This is a genomic window from Aquamicrobium sp. (genome assembly GCF_023954335.1).
Taxonomy (GTDB): domain Bacteria; phylum Pseudomonadota; class Alphaproteobacteria; order Rhizobiales; family Rhizobiaceae; genus Aerobium.
Window position 1 is genome coordinate 1390171 of sequence record NZ_JAMLIE010000001.1, and the last position, 17289, is coordinate 1407459.

The following is a 17289-nucleotide window of genomic DNA, read 5'->3' on the forward strand; positions in this document are numbered from 1 at the left end:
CGAAATCCTGCCGGGGGACAAAGTCAGGAAATCGTTATCGGGGCCTATACGCCGCGCGGGGATCGTCACGATGTCTGCGGCTCGTCCGGGGCAGGGCGCGCGTCGAGCGTAAGCTGGAGGAAGGCGAGATCGAGCCACGCGCCGAACTTCGCGCCGACTTGCCTGAGAAGCCCGGCATGCTCGAAGCCGAGCTTCTCGTGCAGCCGGATCGACCCGGCATTGCGCGCCTCGATGCCGGCGACCATGACATGCTTGCCGATGCCGCGCGCCCGCTCGATCAGCGCCCGCATCAGCGCCTCGCCGATGCCGTGGCCGCGCCGGTCGGCGCGGACGTAGACGGAATGCTCGACCGTGTGGCGATAGCCGTCGAACGCCCGCCAGTCGCCGAAGGAGGCGTAGCCAAAGACGCCGCCGGACGCGTCGACGGCGACCAGCACCGGATAGCCGGCGCGCCGCCGCTCGGTCAGCCATGCAAGGCGATTGGCCTTGTCGACCACGGTTTCGTTCCAGATCGCCGTCGTGTGCGCGACGGCGTCGTTGTAGATCGCGGTGATGCCGTCGATATCGGCCTCGTCCGCGTCGCGGATATCCATGCTGCTCTCCCGGGAGCTGATCATATAGTGCCGATAAGTCTACTATATTAGATGAAAATGTACAACCCGGATGTTCGCGTCAGCGGCCGCTCAGCACCGCGACGGCGTAGACGCAGGGGCGCGCGCTCTCGTTCCTGAAGACGCAATCGGTCGGCGGGCCGAGATCGAGGCAGTCGCCTTCCCGCATCTCGTTCCGCGCCGCGCCTTCGACGAAGACGAGCTCGCCCTCCAGAACCCAGATCAGCTGGCGCAGGAATGCGTAGGCGGAGGCCGGCATCGGCACCTCTCTGCCGGGCGGCAGGGTGACGCGCACGAGGTCGAGCGGCATGTCGGAGCGCGGCGAGACGTGGCGGCGGACATAGCCGGTCTGTGGATCGGTCCAGCTCGGCTGGTCCTCGCGCCGCAGCAGGCGTCCCTGTCCGGTCTCTGCGCGGGCGATCAGGGTGGACATGCTCAGGCCGAAGGCGCCGGATAGCTTTGCGAGCAGGTTGGCGGTCGGGCTGCTGTCGCCGCGTTCCACCTTGTGGATCATCGCCCGCGAGACCGACGCCCTTTCGGCAAGGTCGGTCAGCGACCATCCCCGGCTCTCGCGCTCGGCGCGGATGCGCGCGCCGATATCGGCATCGATGGTCCGGGCTTCCGCGTCGCTCGCTCGTTTCATCGTGATAAGATAATGGACGCCTGACCCTGGCGCAACGACGACCGCCGCGGCCGAACGAAAACAGGCGCGGATCGCTCCGCGCCTGCTCCGGTAACGGCTATTTCGCTCCGCCGGTCAGGCGAGGTCGAAGCGGTCGGCGTTCATCACCTTGTTCCAGGCTGCGACGAAGTCGTTGACGAATTTCGACCCGGCGTCGCTCTGGGCGTAGACTTCCGCCAGCGCGCGAAGCTGCGAGTGCGAGCCGAAGATCAGGTCGACGCGGGTGCCGGTCCACCTGACTTCGCCCGTCGCGCGGTCGCGGCCCTCGAACAGTTCCTCGGTTTCCGAGGTCGGCTTCCATGCGGTCGCCATGTCGAGCAGGTTGACGAAGAAGTCGTTGGTCAACTGGCCCGGCCGGTCGGTGAAGACGCCGTTCTGCGAGCCGCCATGATTGGCGCCGAGCACGCGCAGGCCGCCGACCAGCACCGTCATCTCCGGCGCGGTGAGCGTCAGCAGTTGCGCCTTGTCGACCAGCAGCTCCTCGGCGGTAACCCGGAACGGCCGCTTGAGGTAATTGCGGAACCCGTCGGCCGCCGGCTCGATCACGGAGAAGGACTCGACGTCCGTCTGCTCCTGGCTCGCATCCGTGCGGCCCGGCGCGAACGGCACCGCCACTGGATGGCCGGCCGCCCGAGCCGCTTCCTCGACCGCTGCCGCGCCGCCGAGCACGATCAGATCGGCGAGCGAGACCTTCTTGTTGCCGGTCTGCGCCGCGTCGAACGCCTGCCTTATGCCTTCCAGCGTCTCCAGCACCCGCGCGAGTTGGGCCGGCTGGTTGACCTCCCAGTCCTTCTGCGGGGTGAGGCGGATGCGCGCGCCGTTGGCGCCGCCGCGCTTGTCCGAGCCGCGGAAAGTCGAGGCCGAGGCCCATGCGGTCGAGACCAGCTCGGAGATCGTCAGGCCGGAGGCGAGGATCTTCGCCTTGAGGGCGGCGATGTCGTTGTCGTCGATCAGCACATGGTCGACCGCCGGCACCGGGTCCTGCCAGATCAGGTCCTCGGCCGGAACCTCGGGCCCGAGATAGCGCGACTTCGGCCCCATGTCGCGATGGGTCAGCTTGAACCACGCGCGGGCGAAGGCGTGGGCGAACGCGTCCGGGTCCTCGAGGAAGCGGCGGGCGATCTTCTCATAGGCCGGGTCGGCCCTGAGGGCGATGTCGCTGGTCAGCATCGCCGGCGCGTGGCGCTTCGACCTGTCGTGCGCGTCCGGCACGGTGTTGGCCCCCATGCCGTGCTGGGGAATCCACTGGTGCGCGCCGGCCGGGCTCCTGGTCAGCTCCCATTCGTAGCCGAACAGGTTCCACAGGAAGTTGTTGGTCCACTTGGTCGGCGCCGAGGTCCACGTCACCTCGAGGCCGCTGCCGATCGTGTCGCCGCCCCTGCCGCTGCCGTAGCTGTTCACCCAGCCCAGGCCCTGCTCGGCGAGGCCCGCCGCCTCCGGCTCGGGGCCGACATGGGCGGCGTCGGCCGCGCCGTGCGTCTTGCCGAAGGTGTGGCCGCCGGCGATCAGCGCCACCGTCTCCTCGTCGTCCATCGCCATGCGGGCGAAGGTCTCGCGGATGTCGCGGGCCGAGGCGATGGGGTCCGGGTTGCCGTTCGGCCCCTCGGGGTTGACGTAGATGAGGCCCATCTGCACGGCGGCGAGCGGGTTTTCCAGGTCGCGCTCGCCGGTATAGCGCCGGTCGTCGAGCCACTTGTCCTCGCCGCCCCAGTAGACGTCCTCCTCCGGCTCCCACACGTCGGCGCGGCCGCCGGCGAAGCCGAAGGTCTTGAAGCCCATCGTCTCCAGCGCGACGTTGCCGGTCAGGATCATCAGGTCGGCCCAGGAGATGCGGTTGCCGTATTTCTGCTTGATCGGCCAGAGCAGCCGGCGCGCCTTGTCGAGGTTGACGTTGTCCGGCCAGGAGTTGAGCGGGGCGAAGCGCTGCTGGCCCGCGCCCGCGCCGCCGCGGCCGTCGGCGATGCGGTAGGTGCCGGCGCTGTGCCAGGCCATGCGGATGAACAGCGGGCCGTAATGGCCGAAATCGGCCGGCCACCAGTCCTGGCTGTCGGTCATCAGCGCCGCGAGGTCCTTCTTCAGCGCCTCGTAGTCGAGCTGTCCGAAAGCTTGCGGATAGTCGAAGGCCTCGCCCATCGGGCTCGACAGCGCCGAGTTCTGGTGCAGGATCTTGAGGTTGAGCTGGTTCGGCCACCAGTCGCGGTTCGAGCGCATGGCCGCGTTCGAGGCGATCGAGGCGCCGTGCACCACCGGGCATTGGCCGCGCGGGGTCGGCTCGGTCTCGGTGTTTTCGTTGACTTCGAGGGCGTCCATATCCGTCTCCTGTGGTTCCTGCCGGACGCCGCTGGCGACGCTTCGCGCGCGGAGGTCTTCGGCAATGCATGGGCCGCGCCGATCTTGCGCCGGCGGCTCGACGTGTTGAAATTTCAGCTTGCCGCTGCCGGCCCTCGGCCGGCATCAGTCTGGAATGATTCCAAAATTAGCCAGCGATAATGATAAGATCAAATTGCTATTTGTGTTTCTTCTGATAATTTGAAGTTATGATACGCCTGACGATCCGCCAGATGGAATATTTCGTGACGCTGGCCGAGGTCCTGCATTTCGGCCGCGCGGCCGGCCTTGCCGGCGTCAGCCAGCCGGCGCTCTCGGCCCAGATCGCCGAGATGGAGGAGCGGCTGGAATGCCGGCTGTTCGAGCGCGGCGGCCGCGGCGTGCGGCTGACCGAGGACGCGCGCGCCCTGCGCCCGCGCATCGAGCGGGTGCTGCGCGAGATCCGCGACATAGAGGCGCTGGCGCGGCGTGGCCGCGCGCCGATGGAAGGGCGCTTCCGGCTCGGTGTCATCCCCACCGTCGCGCCCTATCTCCTGCCGCGCCTCTTGCCGCTGCTGAAGGAGCGGTTTCCGCGTCTGGTGATCGAGCTGCGCGAGGCGGTGACGGTGACGCTCGTCGACGAGACCGCGGCGGGCCGCCTCGACGGCATGATCGCGGCGCTGCCGCTCGAGCACCCGACCCTCGTCATGGAGCCGCTGTTCGAGGACCGCTTCTTCCTCGCCGTGCCGGCCGACGATCCCGGCTTCGTCGCTCCGCCCGTACCGCCGGAAAGTCCGGCGCTGGAGCGGCTGATGCTGCTGGAGGACGGTCACTGCATGCGCAACCAGGCGCTGGAGATCTGCACCGCCGCGCGCCGCGCCGCGCTCGCCAATTACGGCGCGGCGAGCCTGACGACGCTGCTCCAGATGGTCGCCCACGGGCAGGGCGTGACGCTGGTTCCCGAGATGGCGCTGGCGGCGGGCGTCGTCTCGCCCGAGGTCAAGGCGGTGCCGTTTTCCGAGCCGATGCCGGTGCGCAGGCTCGCCTTCGCGTGGCGCGGCAGCGCCGACCGGCAGGACGAATGCCGCCTGCTCGCCGGCGTCCTGCGCAGCCTGTCAGTTGCCGGTCAGGATGCGGAAGCCGAGCATGGCCCACAGGACGATCAGAACGGCGAAGCCGGCGATGAAAGCGGGCTGGCGATGGCGGATGCGGTTCGAGGTGACGTGGATCGCGGCATGGGCATAGCGTGAGAGAACGAACAGCCACGCCAGCGCCACCGCCCACGCGCCGTCGCCGCCGGTGACGTGAAGCGCGAGGCACACGATGTGGAACAGCACCGGCAGCTCGAACTGGTTCGAAAGGCAGTTGCGGACGAACAGGCTGTCTTCCGGCTCGTTCAGGTTCTCGCGGAACTGCGAGATCTTCGCCTTTCCGGCCTTCACCGCCGCCGCGCGCCGCTGTCCCAGAAGCGCATAGAGGATGACGATCAGCGCCACATGGGCGATCATCGGCCAGAAGATGGCAGTCTGCGTCATGAAGCGTGTCCTTGGCTGGATGGAGGGATCGACACGGCCGATTGGGCGCCTGCCCGCACCAATGTCAAGCCGCCTTTCCGTGGGGCGGTGGATTTGGGCGTGGTCCGGCGCCGCCATCGCCCTCTGCCGGCCGCGCGATTGCAGACAATCGGCGGCCGGCATGATAGGCTTGTCGCCAGCACAGCAAGGATGCCGGCATGAACATCGTTGCCACCCGCGCCGCCGAAGGCCTGCCCCGCCGCTCGTTCACCGTGGCGGAAATCCGCCGTATGGTCGAGGCGGGCATCATCGCCGAGGACGAGAATTTCGAGCTGATCGAGGGGGAACTCGTTCCGATGTCGCCCAAGGGAAACCAGCACGAGGTTGTCAAGGCTGCTCTCCTCACCATCTTCGCGCGTAACATCCCCGACGAATTACGCCTCGCGGTCGAGACGTCGCTCTATCTCGACGAGCGCACCTTCGTCGAACCGGACCTGTGCCTCTATCCGAAGCGGCTGCTTCCCGAGGACGTCAAGGGAAGCGACGTTATCCTCGCGATCGAGGTCGCGGCCTCTTCCATCGCCTACGACCGGGGCCTGAAGGCGCGGATTTATGCCCGTCACGGCGTTGGAGAGCTCTGGGTGGTGGACGCGGCAAGCCGCGAGACCTGGGTCCATCGCGAGCCAGCTCCGGACGGGCAATGGGGCAGCATCGAGCGGATCGCCGCAGGCGCGCCCCTCGCTCCCGCGGCGCTGCCCGACATCTTTGTCCGGATGGCCGATCTCGACTGACCGGCGTTCCTTCCCCTACATCCCGCCGGGATAGTTCGGGCTTTCCCTCGTGATGGTCACGTCGTGGGCGTGGCTTTCGCGCAGGCCGGCGTTGGAGATGCGCACGAAGGTGGCGCGCGCCCGGAACTCGGCGAGGTTCTGCGCGCCGACATAGCCCATCGCCGCCTTCAGCCCGCCGACGAGCTGGTGCAGCACGCCGCCGACCGGCCCCTTGTAGGGCACCTGGCCCTCGATGCCTTCCGGCACCAGCTTCAGCGCGTCGCGCACCTCGGCCTGGAAGTAGCGGTCGGCCGAGCCGCGCGCCATCGCGCCGACCGAACCCATGCCGCGATAGGCCTTGAACGAGCGGCCCTGGTGCAGATAGACCTCACCGGGGCTCTCGTCCGTGCCGGCGAGCAGCGAGCCGACCATGGCGGCCGAGGCGCCGGCGGCCAGCGCCTTGGCGAGGTCGCCCGAGAACTTGATGCCGCCATCGGCGATGATGCCGAGCCCTGCCTTGTCCGCTTCCTCGACCGCCGACATGATCGCCGAAAGCTGCGGCACGCCGACGCCGGCGACGATGCGCGTGGTGCAGATCGAGCCCGGCCCGATGCCGACCTTGACCGCGTCCGCGCCCGCGTCGATCAGCGCCTTCGTGGCGTCGGCGGTGGCGACGTTGCCGGCGAGGATGCGCACGGCGTTGGACAGCTTCTTGGCCTTGACGACCGCGTCGAGCACGCGCTGCGAATGGCCGTGCGCGGTGTCGATGACGAGGAGGTCGACGCCGGCGTCGATCAGCCGCTCGGCCCGCTCCAGCCCGTCGTCGCCGACGCTGGTCGCTGCCGCGACGCGCAGCCGTCCCTGCGCGTCCTTGGCCGCGTTGGGGTTCAACTGCGACTTCTCGATGTCCTTGACGGTGATGAGGCCGACGCAGTGGCCGCCGGGATCGACCACCAGCAGCTTCTCGATCCGGTGCTGGTGCAGCAGCCGCTTGGCCTCGTCCTGCTCGACGTTCTCGGTCACCGTGACGAGCCGCTCATGCGTCATCAGCTCGCGCACCTTCTGCTTCGGGTCGGAAGCGAAGCGCACGTCGCGGTTGGTGAGGATGCCGATCAGCTTGCCGGTCGAATGGCCGCCCGTGCCGCCGTTCTCGACCACGGGAATGCCGGAAATGCCGTGCGCGCTCATCAGCGCCTTGGCGTCGGCCAGCGTCGCCTCGGGGCCGATGGTCAGCGGGTTGACCACCATGCCGCTCTCGAATTTCTTGACCTGCCGCACCTGCTCGGCCTGCTCTTCCGGGCTGAAATTGCGGTGGATGACGCCGATGCCGCCGGCCTGCGCCATGGCGATGGCGAGCCGCGCGTCGGTGACGGTGTCCATCGCCGCCGACAGGATCGGGATGTTCAGCTCGATGTCGCGGGCGATGCGCGTCGAAACGTCGGTCTGGCCGGGCATCACCTCGGAATGGCCGGGCTGCAGCAGCACGTCATCGAAGGTGAGCGCCAGCGCGCCGGTTGCGGTCTCGATGATTCTTGCCATTGCCGATCCTCGAAAAATTCGGGTGCGCGGGAGGAGCGCTCGGAGCCTTGCGGCCGGCGGCGACTCATTTTCTCCCCTTCAGGATGGCAGCGGCTGGTAACACGCTTGTGGCGGAAAGAAAAGGCGGCATCGCCGGAAATGCGACGATGCCGTGCGAAGGGGAGGGCAGAGGGCGCGCGGCTCAGCGCGCCAGCGCGTCGAGCGCCTGTTCGAGGTCGGCGAGGATGTCCTCGACCTCCTCCAGCCCGACCGAGAGGCGGATCAGCCCTTCGGAGATGCCGTGCCGCGCGCGCTCCTCGGGCGTGTAGCTGGCATGGGTCATCGACGCCGGATGCTGGATCAGGCTTTCGGTGTCGCCGAGCGAGACGGCGCGGCGCACCATCTCCATGCGGTTCATCATCGCCCGGCCGGCTTCCAGCCCGCCCTTCAGCTCGAGCGCGATCATCGCGCCGAAGCCGGGCATCTGCCGCCGCGCCAGCTCGTGCTGGGGAAAGCTTTGCAGGCCCGGATAGTAGACCGCGGCGACCGCCGGATGCGCCTCCAGCATCCGCGCCGCCGCCATGGCGTTCTCGCAATGCTGGCGCATCCTGAGCTTCAGCGTCTTGATGCCGCGCAAGAGCAGCATGGCGGTGAAGGGCGACATCACCGCGCCGGTCATGTCCTTCATGCCGTAGGTGCGCACCAGCAGCATGTCCTCGGCGCCGCCGACGGCGATGCCGCCGATCAGGTCGCCATGGCCGCCGAGATATTTCGTCGCCGAGTGGACGACGATGTCGGCCCCGAGCTCGACCGGCCGGGTCAGGACCGGCGTGGCGTAGGTGTTGTCGACGACGACGCGCGCGCCCTTCTCATGCGCGATCTTCGCCACGGCCGCGATGTCGATCAGCCGCATGTTCGGGTTCGCCGGCGTCTCGAAATAGACGATCTTGGTGCGGGGCGACAGCGCGGCGCGCACCGTCTCGGGGTCGGTCATGTCGACATGGGTGACGGTGATGCCGAACTTCGCAAGCCCGTGATTGAGGAAGGAGAAGGTGCAGCCGTAGAGCGTCTCGTCGGCGATGATCTCGTCGCCGGGGGCGAGGAAGCTCCACAGCACGGCGCTGATCGCGCCCATGCCGGAGGCGAGCGCCAGCCCCGCCTCCGCGCCCTCGAGGGCGGCGGCGCGGCGTTCGAGCAGGTCGTTGGTCGGGTTGGAGACGCGCGAATAGAAGAAGCCCGGCGCCTCGCCGGCGAAGATCGCTGCGCCCTGCTCGGCGCTGTCGAAGGCGAAGGTCGAGGTCAGGTGCAGCGGCGGCGTCAGCGCGCCCTGGTTCTGCATCGGGTCGTAGCCGAGATGGATGGCGCGGGTGGCGAAGCCGGCGGGGCGATGCGGATTCATGGACGGATTCTTTCCTGCCTGAAATGTTCGGGACAGGACGAATCCTCGCATGACGTCTCTGGCAGGTGCTGCCAAACCATGCCACAATTCCCGGAACTGTTGGCATTGAATGCTGGAAAAATACGAAATGAAAGAAATTGATGCCAAGGATTGGCAGATAATCCGCGAGTTGCAGCAGGACGGGCGGCTGACCAATCAGGAGCTCGCCGCGCGCGTGAACCTGTCGCCGTCGCCCTGCCTGCGCCGGGTCCGGCTCCTGGAGGAGGCGGGCGTGATCACCGGCTATTCGGCGAATGTCGATCCGCGCGCCTGCGGGCTCTCCATCACCGCCTTCATCCTCGTCGCGCTCCAGCGGCCCGAGCGCGACGCGGTGGAGAATTTCGAGAAGAGCATCCAGCGCATCGACGAGATCCTCGACTGCTACCTCCTGACCGGCGAGGCCGACTACATGCTGCGCGTCGTCGTCGCCGACCTCGAGGAGTACGAGCGCTTCGTGCGCAAGCGCCTGCACGCCATTCCCGGCATCAGCTCGATGAAGACGAGCCTCGTCTACGGCACGGTCAAGTCCTCGCGGGTGTTCCCGCATTCGCACGGCTGAAACGCGAAGGCCCGGCGTGACGAGCGCCGGGCCTTCCGATTCCGCCCCTTGGGCTCCGTCAGTCGTTGGCGGTGACCGTGACGCCGAGCGACTTGGTCAGTTCCACCGGCGTCGTCATCGCGGTGGCCATCAGCAGCGCGAACGGGACGGGCTGGGCCGGCCGCGCCGACACCGTCAGGCTCTGCGGGTCGTCGAGGAACGTCGAGACGGCCTGCGAGGCCTGCGCGGTCAGCTCGGGATTGTTGAGCTGAGCCAGCGCGAACGGCACCACGGCCTTGGCCTGGTTGGCGATGTCGGCCGCGCGCATGCCCTGGTTCTTGGCGACAAAGTCCAGCACCTTGTTGGTCAGCGTGTCGTCGGCGAAGCTGATCTCGGCGCTGTGGAAGGTCATCTGCTGGAGCAGGCCGAGGATGGCCAGCCCCTGGGCCGAGTTGTCGCTGTCGGGGTTCTCGGCCATCTGCTTCTGCAGCTCGCGCAGCGAGGCGATCAGGCTCGGCGTGTAGCCGCCGAGATCGAAGGTGAAGCCGAGCGTGCCGGCTTCCACCACGGTCATGTCGTACTGCGAAAAGGCCAGCCGCCCGTCATTCGGGTTCCAGCTTCCCTCGACCTCCATATAGCCTTTCATCTGCTTGAGGCCGAGCGCCTCCATCACGGCGAGCTGGTTCTCGTCCTCCATCAGCGACAGGTCGACGGTGAAGCTTTCGGCCGCGCCGGAGAAGTCCATCGGCGTGTCGCCGTCCGGTTCCGTGACCTCGAAATGCATGTCGCCCATGGTGAACACGTCCGTGCCGGCGATCGTCAGCGCCATCCGGTCGAGAGCGAAGGTCTCGTAGAAAAGGAAGCCGCCGTAATTGTCGCGCTTGTCCTCGTCGGGCAGCAGCACATTGCCGAGCTCGATGCCCTCGGCGGCGAAACGCACTTCCTCCTCGTCGTCGGCGCCGCTGAAATCGGCCAGCGTAATGCGCTCGACCCTGTAGCCCTTGTCGTCGCGCGTGACGCCGGCGAGGCGGATGTTGCCGACCGGCACCATGGCCTCGTCATTGCCGGCGCGGACACCGACGAGAATGCCGCTCGAGCCGTCGGTGTCGAGGTCGATGCCGTCCCACTCGATCTTGAAACCCTGGTCGGCGACATAGGTCTGAAGGCGCTCGGCGGCGGCCTCGACCTCCTGCGCCGAGGCGCCGGCGAAGGTCGCCGCGCTGAGCAGCGTCGTGGCGGCGAGAATATGGATATGCTTGCGCAAAGCGGTCGTCTGGGCGGTCATGTGGCGATCCCTGTTGTCCCGCCGATCGGCGGATTGGTTGTCCTTCCCGTGCAATCCTGTCGCTCAGGATCAGGACCGGAGAATGACGCGGCGGCAAGATTGACGCTTTTGTTACAAAAGGCAAATCAAACCTCCCCGCCGGTTGCGATCATGGTTTCCCGATTTTTCACCGTGAAGGCGCGGCAAGACGGGCGGCGGAGCGCCCGCGCTCTTGCCCCGAATCACCGGCTCGATTAACCGGAAATCATGGGAAAAGAGCTTGTTCCGCCCGGATCGGACGGGGGAGACCACATCGAGCCGGTCGATCTGCGGCAGGCGCTCGAGGAGCGCTACCTCGCCTATGCGTTGTCGACCATCATGCACCGGGCGCTGCCCGACGTGCGCGACGGGCTGAAGCCCGTCCACCGGCGCATCATGCACGCGATGCGGCTGCTGCGCCTCAACCCTGACCAGGGCTTCGCCAAATGCGCCCGCATCGTCGGCGAGGTGATGGGCAAGTTCCATCCGCATGGCGACCAGTCGATCTACGACGCGCTGGTGCGCCTCGCGCAATCGTTCTCGGTGCGCTATCCGCTGGTCGACGGGCAGGGCAATTTCGGCAACATCGACGGCGATAACGCCGCCGCCATGCGCTACACCGAGGCGCGCATGACCGAGGTGGCGACCGAGCTGCTGGCCGGCATCACCGAGGACGCCGTCGATTTCCGCCCCACCTACAACGAGGAGGACGAGGAGCCGGTCGTGCTGCCGGGCGCGTTCCCCAACCTTCTCGCTAACGGCTCGTCCGGGATTGCCGTCGGCATGGCGACCTCGATCCCGCCGCACAACATCGGCGAGCTGTGCTGCGCCGCGCTCCATCTGATCGACCACCCGGATGCGCAAGTCGAGGACCTGACGAGCCGCGAGCCGGCCGAGGACCCAGACGAGAACAAGGTGCGCGGCCCCGATTTCCCGACCGGCGGCATCATCGTCGATTCCTTCGACACGATCCTCGAAGCCTACAAGACCGGGCGCGGCTCGTTCCGCACCCGCTCGAAATGGCATGCCGAGGACCAGAGACGCGGCACCTGGCAGATCGTCGTCACCGAAATCCCCTACGGCGTGCAGAAGTCGCGGCTGGTCGAGAAGATCGCCGAACTGCTGATGGCGCGCCGGCTGCCGCTTCTGGAGGACGTGCGCGACGAGTCGGCCGAGGATATCCGCCTCGTGCTGGTGCCCAAGAGCCGCACCGTCGACCCGGCGATCCTGATGGAATCGCTGTTCAAGCTGACCGAGCTGGAAGCCCGCTTCCCGCTCAACATGAACGTCCTGTCGCGCGGCAAGGTGCCGGGCGTCCTGTCGCTGAAGCAGGTGCTGCAGGAATGGCTGGAGCACCGCAAGGAGGTGCTGGTCCGCCGCTCGCGCCATCGCCTCGGCGAGATCGACCGGCGGCTGGAAATCCTCGGCGGCTATCTCGTCGCGTACCTCAACATCGACGAGGTCATCCGCATCATCCGCGAGGAGGACGAGCCCAAGCCCGTGATGATGGCGCGCTGGGACCTGACCGACCTTCAGGCCGAGTCGATCCTCAACATGCGCCTCAGAGCCCTGCGCAAGCTGGAGGAGTTCGAGATCCGCAAGGAGTTCGACGCGCTCTCGGGCGAGAAGGCGCAGATCGAGGCGCTGCTCGCCTCGGATGTGAAGCAGTGGAAGACCATCCGCTGGGAGGTCGAGAAGCTGCGCGACCGCTTCGGCTCGCACACCGATCTCGGACGCCGCCGCACCCAGTTCGCCGACGCGCCCGAGCATGACGAGGAGCACATCGCGCAGGCGATGATCGAGCGCGAGCCGGTGACGGTCGTGGTCTCGGAAAAGGGCTGGCTGAGGGCGATGAAGGGCCACCTCGCCGATTTCTCGACGCTCGCCTTCAAGGAGGGCGACGGCCTCAAGCTCGCCTTCCATGCCCAGACTACGGACAAGATCCTCGTCTTCACGACGGGCGGAAAGTTCTACACCATCGGCACTGATCGCCTGCCGGGCGGGCGCGGCCATGGCGAGCCGATCCGCATCATCGTCGACATGGAGAACGATCAGGACATCGTCACCGCCTTCGTCCACGACCCCGCGCGCAAGCTGCTGCTCGCCTCGCATCTCGGCAACGGCTTCCTCGTGCCGGAGACCGAGGTGGTCGCCAACACCCGCAAGGGCAAGCAGGCGATGAACGTCAAGGCGCCGGACGAGGCCAAGCTGTGCGTTCCCGTTACCGGCGATCACGTCGCCATCGTCGGCGAGAACCGCAAGCTGCTTGTCTTCCCGCTGGCGGAAGTGCCGGAGATGGCGCGCGGCAAGGGCGTGCGGCTGCAGAAGTACAAGGACGGCGGCGTCGGCGACATCCGCACCTTCGCCATCGATGCCGGGCTGTCGTGGCAGGATTCGGCCGACCGTACCTTCACCCGCTCGAAGGAAGAGCTCGCCGAGTGGATCGGCCTGCGCGCCTCGGCCGGCCGCATGGTGCCGAAGGGTTTTCCCCGGACCGGGAAGTTCGGGTAAGGAATAATCTTGGGTGCAGGCGCTGCCCCTGCCCGAACACCGAAATGTGCCCGCCGAACCCCTTTCCGTCAGTGGAAAACTCTGCTCTGCTGGGCGGATTGCGCGGGCCGTTCGTGCCGCGCGAGCAGGAGCATGAGCCATGGCTGTCTACCGCGTCCCCCCGGTGCCGCAGTCCGAGATCACGCCGCAATCCGCCTGGCTGAACCGGCGCGCGCTGATCGCCGGCGCGCTGGCTTCGCTGCCGGTGCTGTCGGCCGTGCGCCCGGCCGGGGCGGCGCAGGACCCGCTTCCCCTGAAGCCCGGCCCCTTCGGCACCTCCGAGCCGCCGACGCCGATAAAGGACGTCACCAGCTACAACAATTTCTACGAGTTCGGCGCCGGCAAGGCCGACCCGTCGCGAAACTCCGGCGCGTTCCGGCCCGAGCCGTGGACGCTGGAGGTCGACGGGCTGGTCGCCAAGCCCCGCACCTTCGACCTCGACGACCTGCGCGGCTTCCCTCTGGAGGAGCGGGTCTACCGCATGCGCTGCGTCGAGGCGTGGTCGATGGTCATTCCCTGGGTCGGCTTCCCGCTGGCCGCGCTGCTCGATCAGGTCGAGCCGCTCGGCAGCGCGAAATACGTCGCCTTCGTGACCGTGGTGCGCCCCGAGGAGATGCCCGGCCAGAAGGGGCTGTTCCAGCCGCTGCCGTGGCCCTATGTCGAGGGCCTCCGGCTCGACGAGGCGCGCCATCCGCTCACCATCCTCGCCGTCGGTCTTTACGGCCGTACCCTGCCCAACCAGAACGGCGCGCCGGTCCGGCTCGTCGTGCCGTGGAAATACGGCTTCAAGGGCATAAAGTCGATCGTGCGCATCTCGCTCGTCGAGGACGAGCCGGTGACGAGCTGGAAGCGCATGGCCGCGCACGAATACGGCTTCTACGCCAACGTCAATCCGACGGTCGACCACCCGCGCTGGAGCCAGGCGAGCGAAATCCGCATCGGCGAGGGCGGCTTCTTCAGCCCGAGCCGCCGCGACACGCTGCCCTTCAACGGCTATGCCGGGGAGGTCGCCGGCCTCTATGCCGGCATGGACCTCGCGGCCGACTACTGATGCAACCTGCATCGTCGCGGCGCTGGCGCGGGGTCGGCATCTGGGCGCTCTATGCGGCGGGCTTCGTGCCGGCGGCGTACTGGTTCTGGCTCGGCGCGACCGGGCAGATACCGGGCAACGCGATCAAGGAGTTCGAGCATGTGCTCGGCATCTGGGCGCTGCGCTTCCTTCTCGCCACGCTCGCCGTCACGCCGCTGCGCGACCTTGCCGGCATCAATCTCCTGCGCTACCGCCGCGCGCTCGGCCTTCTCGCCTTCTGGTACGTGGTCATGCACTTCCTGACCTATCTCGTCCTCGACCAGAACCTAAACCTTGCCGCGATCCTCGCCGACATCGCCAAGCGGCCGTTCATCACCATCGGCATGGCCTGCCTCGTGCTGCTTCTCCCGCTCGCCCTGACCTCGAACGCTGCCTCGATCCGCCGGTTGGGGAAGAACTGGAACCGGCTGCACCGGCTCGCCTATGTCGTCGTCCTCGGCGGCGCGATTCATTACGCCATGTCGGTCAAGGTGGTGACGGCCGAACCCTTCCTCTACCTCGTGCTCGCGGCCGCGCTCGTCCTCTACCGGCCGTTCCGCGGCCGGATCGCGCGGCGCAGGAGGCCGGCGGCCGGCCTGCGGGCGCGGCCCGAACAATCCGGCTGACAGGAGCCGCGGCATCGCCTATTTTATGCGGACGGCCGGAGGCGGCCGGCAGCCCGCGTCCTGCAAAAGGATATGGCGAACGCCTCCACCAGACCTTGCTCACCGTTTCAACCCGTTGGGGCGAAGGCGTTGGCAATGCGGGCGTCAGCGAAGACTTCGCCGTGACGAAGGAAACGGACATGCGCGACCATCGCGATGCAAAAGCCATGGCCAGGGCCATGCGCGAAGCCCTTGCCGAACGCGGCCTGACGATCACCCACAGCGAGGCGCTGGAGATCGTCGCCCGCCAGTTCGGGACGGACAACTGGAACATCCTTTCGGCGCAGATCGGGCGCGAGGAAGCCGCCGCTGACCCCGGCGGCATCGCCTTCGAGCAGGCCGTGCCGATCGTGCGCATCTTCGATGTCGCCAAGGCGCACGAATTCTATCTCGGCTTCCTCGGCTTTGCCGTCGACTGGGAGCACCGCTACGGCGACAACTTCCCGCTCTACACGCAGGTCTCCCGCGCCGGGTTGAGGCTGCACCTGTCGGAACATGCCGGCGACGCCACGCCTGGCGGCAACATGTGCGTCTACATGAAAGGCATCCGCGCCTTCCAGGCCGAGCTCATCGCGAAGAACTATCGCTATATGAGGCCGGGTCTCGAGGACGAGGGGACGCGGCTCGAGGTCACGGTCATCGACCCGTTCAACAACCGCATCCGCTTCATGGAGCTGAAGCAGCCGTAAAGCGGTTGCAGGAAAAGTGTGAAGCGCTTTTCCGTCCGCACTCGCGTCAAAACAGGGAGTCTGACTGGCCGCCCTCAGAGGGCGGCCAGTCAGCGAAAGCGCGGTTGCCTGCAATTTGAACGATTTTCTTGGCCGTTCCGAAATCGCCCGTCTTCTAATGTAGCGTTCGGGGAAATGTTCGGCGGGGGCCGGGATGAGAACGGCAGGCATGGCCGCGCCACGGGCGCGGCCGGATAGAACAAGCGCGCCGCGGGCGAACCGGGCATCGGGCAGGCGGCGCTGGCGCTGGCGCTGGCCGCGCTGCTGGCGCTCGCGGGATCGCTGGTTCTGGCCCTCGCCGCCGGCGCGGCGGCGAAGCTGCCCTGGGAGGAACTGCGCCTGCATCTTGCGGCGCGTTCATGGCCGGAAGCGCAAGCCTCGATCCGCTCCGTCTCGCTTTCCGAGCGCAGTCACGTCACGGGGCCGCAGGAGCGGCTGGTCACGGAGCTGGTGCTGACGGTCGCCTACGACTACGAGGTCGACGGCGTGTCGCATGAAGGTCGGGCCGCCAGCTTCGCCGATACGGGCAAGCCGCACGACCGCAGGCTGAGGACGCTCTACAGCCGGTTGAATTTCGCGCTGGTGACGGGCCGGTCCGTGCCGGTGTTCTACGACCCGCACGCGCCGGCCGAGGCCGTGCTCGACAGGAGCTTCGACCGCAGGCCGATGATGGTCGAGGGCGGGATTGCTGCGCTCGGCGTGCTGCTGGGCGTCACGCTGCTGGCCTCGTCCCTGCGCCTCGGCGGGCTGCGGCGCAGGCCGGTTTCAGGCTGAGCGTCCGCTCAGCCCTGTTTCGGCTCGTAGCGTTCCCAGCCCTTGGGGCCGAGATGCTCCTGCGGCTCGAAGCGCACCTTGTACGCCATCTTGCGCGATCCGTTGACCCAGTAGCCGAGATAGACATGCGGCAGGCCGGCGGCGCGGGCGCGGGCGATGTGGTCGAGGATCATGAACGTGCCGAGCGAGCGGTGCTCGAGCGCCGGGTCGTAGAAGGAATAGACCATCGACAGCCCGTCGGCCATCCAGTCGGTCAGCGCGACGGCGACCAGCTCGCCCTCGCCCTTGCCGGTGATGAAGCTGTCCGGCCCGCGCCGGCGGTATTCTACGATGCGGGTGTCGACATGGCTGTCCTCAACCATCATCGCGTAGTCGAGCACCGTCATGTCGGCCATGCCGCCGTCATGGTGGCGGGCGTCGAGATAGGTGCGGAACAGCGAATACTGCTCGGAGGACGGCTCGGCGTCGTGGACGGCGCCGATGAGGTCGTCGTTGCGCGACACCGCGCGGCGCATGCTGCGCGTCGGCTCGAACTGGTCGACGAGGATGCGCACCGAGACGCAGGCCCGGCAGGTCTCGCAGGCCGGGCGGTAGGCGATGTTCTGCGAGCGGCGGAAGCCGCCATGCGTCAAAAGATCGTTCAGCTCCGGCGCGCGGTCGCCGGCGAGATGCGTGAACACCTTCCGCTCGAACTCGCCCTCGACATAGGGGCAGGGCGAGGGCGCGGTCAGGTAGAACTGCGGCGAGTGGGGTGGATGTTGGTGTTTCATGGTCCGGGGCTGCCGTTCGCTCCCATAGGCATGTCACGCCAGCAAAAAACGT

General features: G+C 67.5%; 15 protein-coding genes and 1 pseudogene. 8 read left to right on the plus strand and 8 right to left on the minus strand.

The features are described 5' to 3' along the window. Nucleotides 1-65: 65 nt before the first annotated feature. The 3 genes from M9945_RS06820 to katG form a co-directional block, all read right to left on the minus strand. Nucleotides 66-593, minus strand: coding sequence for an N-acetyltransferase family protein (locus M9945_RS06820; RefSeq protein ID WP_367943931.1), 528 nt, complete (start codon nt 591-593; stop codon nt 66-68). Between the two features lie 79 nt (nt 594-672). Then, on the minus strand, nt 673-1254 hold the full coding sequence (locus M9945_RS06825) for a helix-turn-helix domain-containing protein (protein ID WP_367943932.1): 582 nt from the start codon (nt 1252-1254) through the stop codon (nt 673-675). Between the two features lie 114 nt (nt 1255-1368). Then, nucleotides 1369-3603, minus strand: coding sequence for a catalase/peroxidase HPI (gene katG / locus M9945_RS06830; protein WP_367943933.1), 2235 nt, complete (start codon nt 3601-3603; stop codon nt 1369-1371). Nucleotides 3604-3830: 227 nt separating this feature from the next. Here katG and M9945_RS06835 point away from each other — a divergent pair. Further along, nucleotides 3831-4715: pseudogene (locus tag M9945_RS06835) on the plus strand (hydrogen peroxide-inducible genes activator); the annotation flags it as partial. Here the strand turns inward: M9945_RS06835 and M9945_RS06840 are convergent. Continuing rightward, complete coding sequence (locus tag M9945_RS06840) at nt 4716-5135, minus strand: MAPEG family protein (protein ID WP_367943934.1); 420 nt, start codon at nt 5133-5135, stop codon at nt 4716-4718. A gap of 197 nt (nt 5136-5332) precedes the next feature. On the opposite strand from M9945_RS06840, the gene M9945_RS06845 reads away from it, so the two are divergent. Continuing rightward, a complete protein-coding gene (locus M9945_RS06845) occupies nt 5333-5905 on the plus strand; it encodes a Uma2 family endonuclease (RefSeq protein WP_367943935.1) in 573 nt (190 codons plus the stop codon). Between the two features lie 15 nt (nt 5906-5920). Here M9945_RS06845 and guaB read toward each other — a convergent pair whose 3' ends face one another. Further along, nucleotides 5921-7423 carry an IMP dehydrogenase gene (gene guaB / locus M9945_RS06850; RefSeq protein WP_367930175.1) on the minus strand — a complete coding sequence of 501 codons (1503 nt, stop codon included), beginning with the start codon at nt 7421-7423 and terminating at the stop codon, nt 5921-5923. Nucleotides 7424-7604: 181 nt separating this feature from the next. Further along, entirely contained in the window at nt 7605-8801 is a 1197-nt protein-coding gene (locus M9945_RS06855; protein ID WP_367943936.1) for a methionine gamma-lyase, read from the minus strand. A gap of 127 nt (nt 8802-8928) precedes the next feature. Here M9945_RS06855 and M9945_RS06860 point away from each other — a divergent pair, with 127 nt between their 5' ends. Then, entirely contained in the window at nt 8929-9399 is a 471-nt protein-coding gene (locus M9945_RS06860) for an Lrp/AsnC family transcriptional regulator (protein ID WP_367930173.1), read from the plus strand. Between the two features lie 58 nt (nt 9400-9457). Here the strand turns inward: M9945_RS06860 and M9945_RS06865 are convergent, their stop codons facing one another. Beyond that, nucleotides 9458-10663, minus strand: a complete 1206-nt coding sequence (locus M9945_RS06865; RefSeq protein ID WP_367943937.1) for a hypothetical protein — start codon at nt 10661-10663, stop codon at nt 9458-9460. A gap of 246 nt (nt 10664-10909) precedes the next feature. Here M9945_RS06865 and parC point away from each other — a divergent pair, with 246 nt between their 5' ends. The 5 genes from parC (at nt 10910) to M9945_RS06890 (ending at nt 16467) form a co-directional block, all read left to right on the plus strand. Then, nucleotides 10910-13192, plus strand: a complete 2283-nt coding sequence (parC, locus tag M9945_RS06870) for a DNA topoisomerase IV subunit A (protein WP_367943938.1) — start codon at nt 10910-10912, stop codon at nt 13190-13192. Between the two features lie 139 nt (nt 13193-13331). Further along, nucleotides 13332-14282 (plus strand): protein-methionine-sulfoxide reductase catalytic subunit MsrP, encoded by a 951-nt coding sequence (msrP, locus tag M9945_RS06875; RefSeq protein ID WP_367943939.1) that lies wholly within the window; start codon nt 13332-13334, stop codon nt 14280-14282. Next, nucleotides 14282-14926, plus strand: coding sequence for a protein-methionine-sulfoxide reductase heme-binding subunit MsrQ (msrQ, locus tag M9945_RS06880; protein ID WP_367943940.1), 645 nt, complete (start codon nt 14282-14284; stop codon nt 14924-14926). The genes msrP and msrQ overlap by 1 nt, the downstream gene beginning before the upstream one ends. A 179-nt stretch (nt 14927-15105) precedes the next feature. Continuing rightward, nucleotides 15106-15654 carry a glyoxalase superfamily protein gene (locus M9945_RS06885; RefSeq protein ID WP_367943941.1) on the plus strand — a complete coding sequence of 183 codons (549 nt, stop codon included), beginning with the start codon at nt 15106-15108 and terminating at the stop codon, nt 15652-15654. A 303-nt stretch (nt 15655-15957) separates the two neighbouring features. Then, nucleotides 15958-16467 carry a DUF3592 domain-containing protein gene (locus M9945_RS06890; protein WP_367944785.1) on the plus strand — a complete coding sequence of 170 codons (510 nt, stop codon included), beginning with the start codon at nt 15958-15960 and terminating at the stop codon, nt 16465-16467. 8 nt (nt 16468-16475) lie between these two features. Here the strand turns inward: M9945_RS06890 and M9945_RS06895 are convergent, their stop codons facing one another. Then, nucleotides 16476-17237: an arginyltransferase gene (locus M9945_RS06895; RefSeq protein ID WP_367943942.1), complete on the minus strand. Its 762-nt coding sequence runs from the start codon at nt 17235-17237 to the stop codon at nt 16476-16478. Nucleotides 17238-17289: the final 52 nt, after the last annotated feature.

Coding starts and splice junctions, on each gene's coding strand:
- M9945_RS06855 (WP_367943936.1), bottom strand. CDS start 8,801: ATGAATCCGCATCGCCCCGCCGGCTTCGCCACCCGCGCCATCCATCTC.
- msrP (WP_367943939.1), top strand. CDS start 13,332: ATGGCTGTCTACCGCGTCCCCCCGGTGCCGCAGTCCGAGATCACGCCG.
- katG (WP_367943933.1), bottom strand. CDS start 3,603: ATGGACGCCCTCGAAGTCAACGAAAACACCGAGACCGAGCCGACCCCG.
- M9945_RS06845 (WP_367943935.1), top strand. CDS start 5,333: ATGAACATCGTTGCCACCCGCGCCGCCGAAGGCCTGCCCCGCCGCTCG.
- M9945_RS06885 (WP_367943941.1), top strand. CDS start 15,106: ATGCGCGACCATCGCGATGCAAAAGCCATGGCCAGGGCCATGCGCGAA.
- parC (WP_367943938.1), top strand. CDS start 10,910: ATGGGAAAAGAGCTTGTTCCGCCCGGATCGGACGGGGGAGACCACATC.
- M9945_RS06820 (WP_367943931.1), bottom strand. CDS start 593: ATGGATATCCGCGACGCGGACGAGGCCGATATCGACGGCATCACCGCG.
- M9945_RS06840 (WP_367943934.1), bottom strand. CDS start 5,135: ATGACGCAGACTGCCATCTTCTGGCCGATGATCGCCCATGTGGCGCTG.
- msrQ (WP_367943940.1), top strand. CDS start 14,282: ATGCAACCTGCATCGTCGCGGCGCTGGCGCGGGGTCGGCATCTGGGCG.
- M9945_RS06860 (WP_367930173.1), top strand. CDS start 8,929: ATGAAAGAAATTGATGCCAAGGATTGGCAGATAATCCGCGAGTTGCAG.
- M9945_RS06825 (WP_367943932.1), bottom strand. CDS start 1,254: ATGAAACGAGCGAGCGACGCGGAAGCCCGGACCATCGATGCCGATATC.
- M9945_RS06895 (WP_367943942.1), bottom strand. CDS start 17,237: ATGAAACACCAACATCCACCCCACTCGCCGCAGTTCTACCTGACCGCG.
- guaB (WP_367930175.1), bottom strand. CDS start 7,423: ATGGCAAGAATCATCGAGACCGCAACCGGCGCGCTGGCGCTCACCTTC.
- M9945_RS06865 (WP_367943937.1), bottom strand. CDS start 10,663: ATGACCGCCCAGACGACCGCTTTGCGCAAGCATATCCATATTCTCGCC.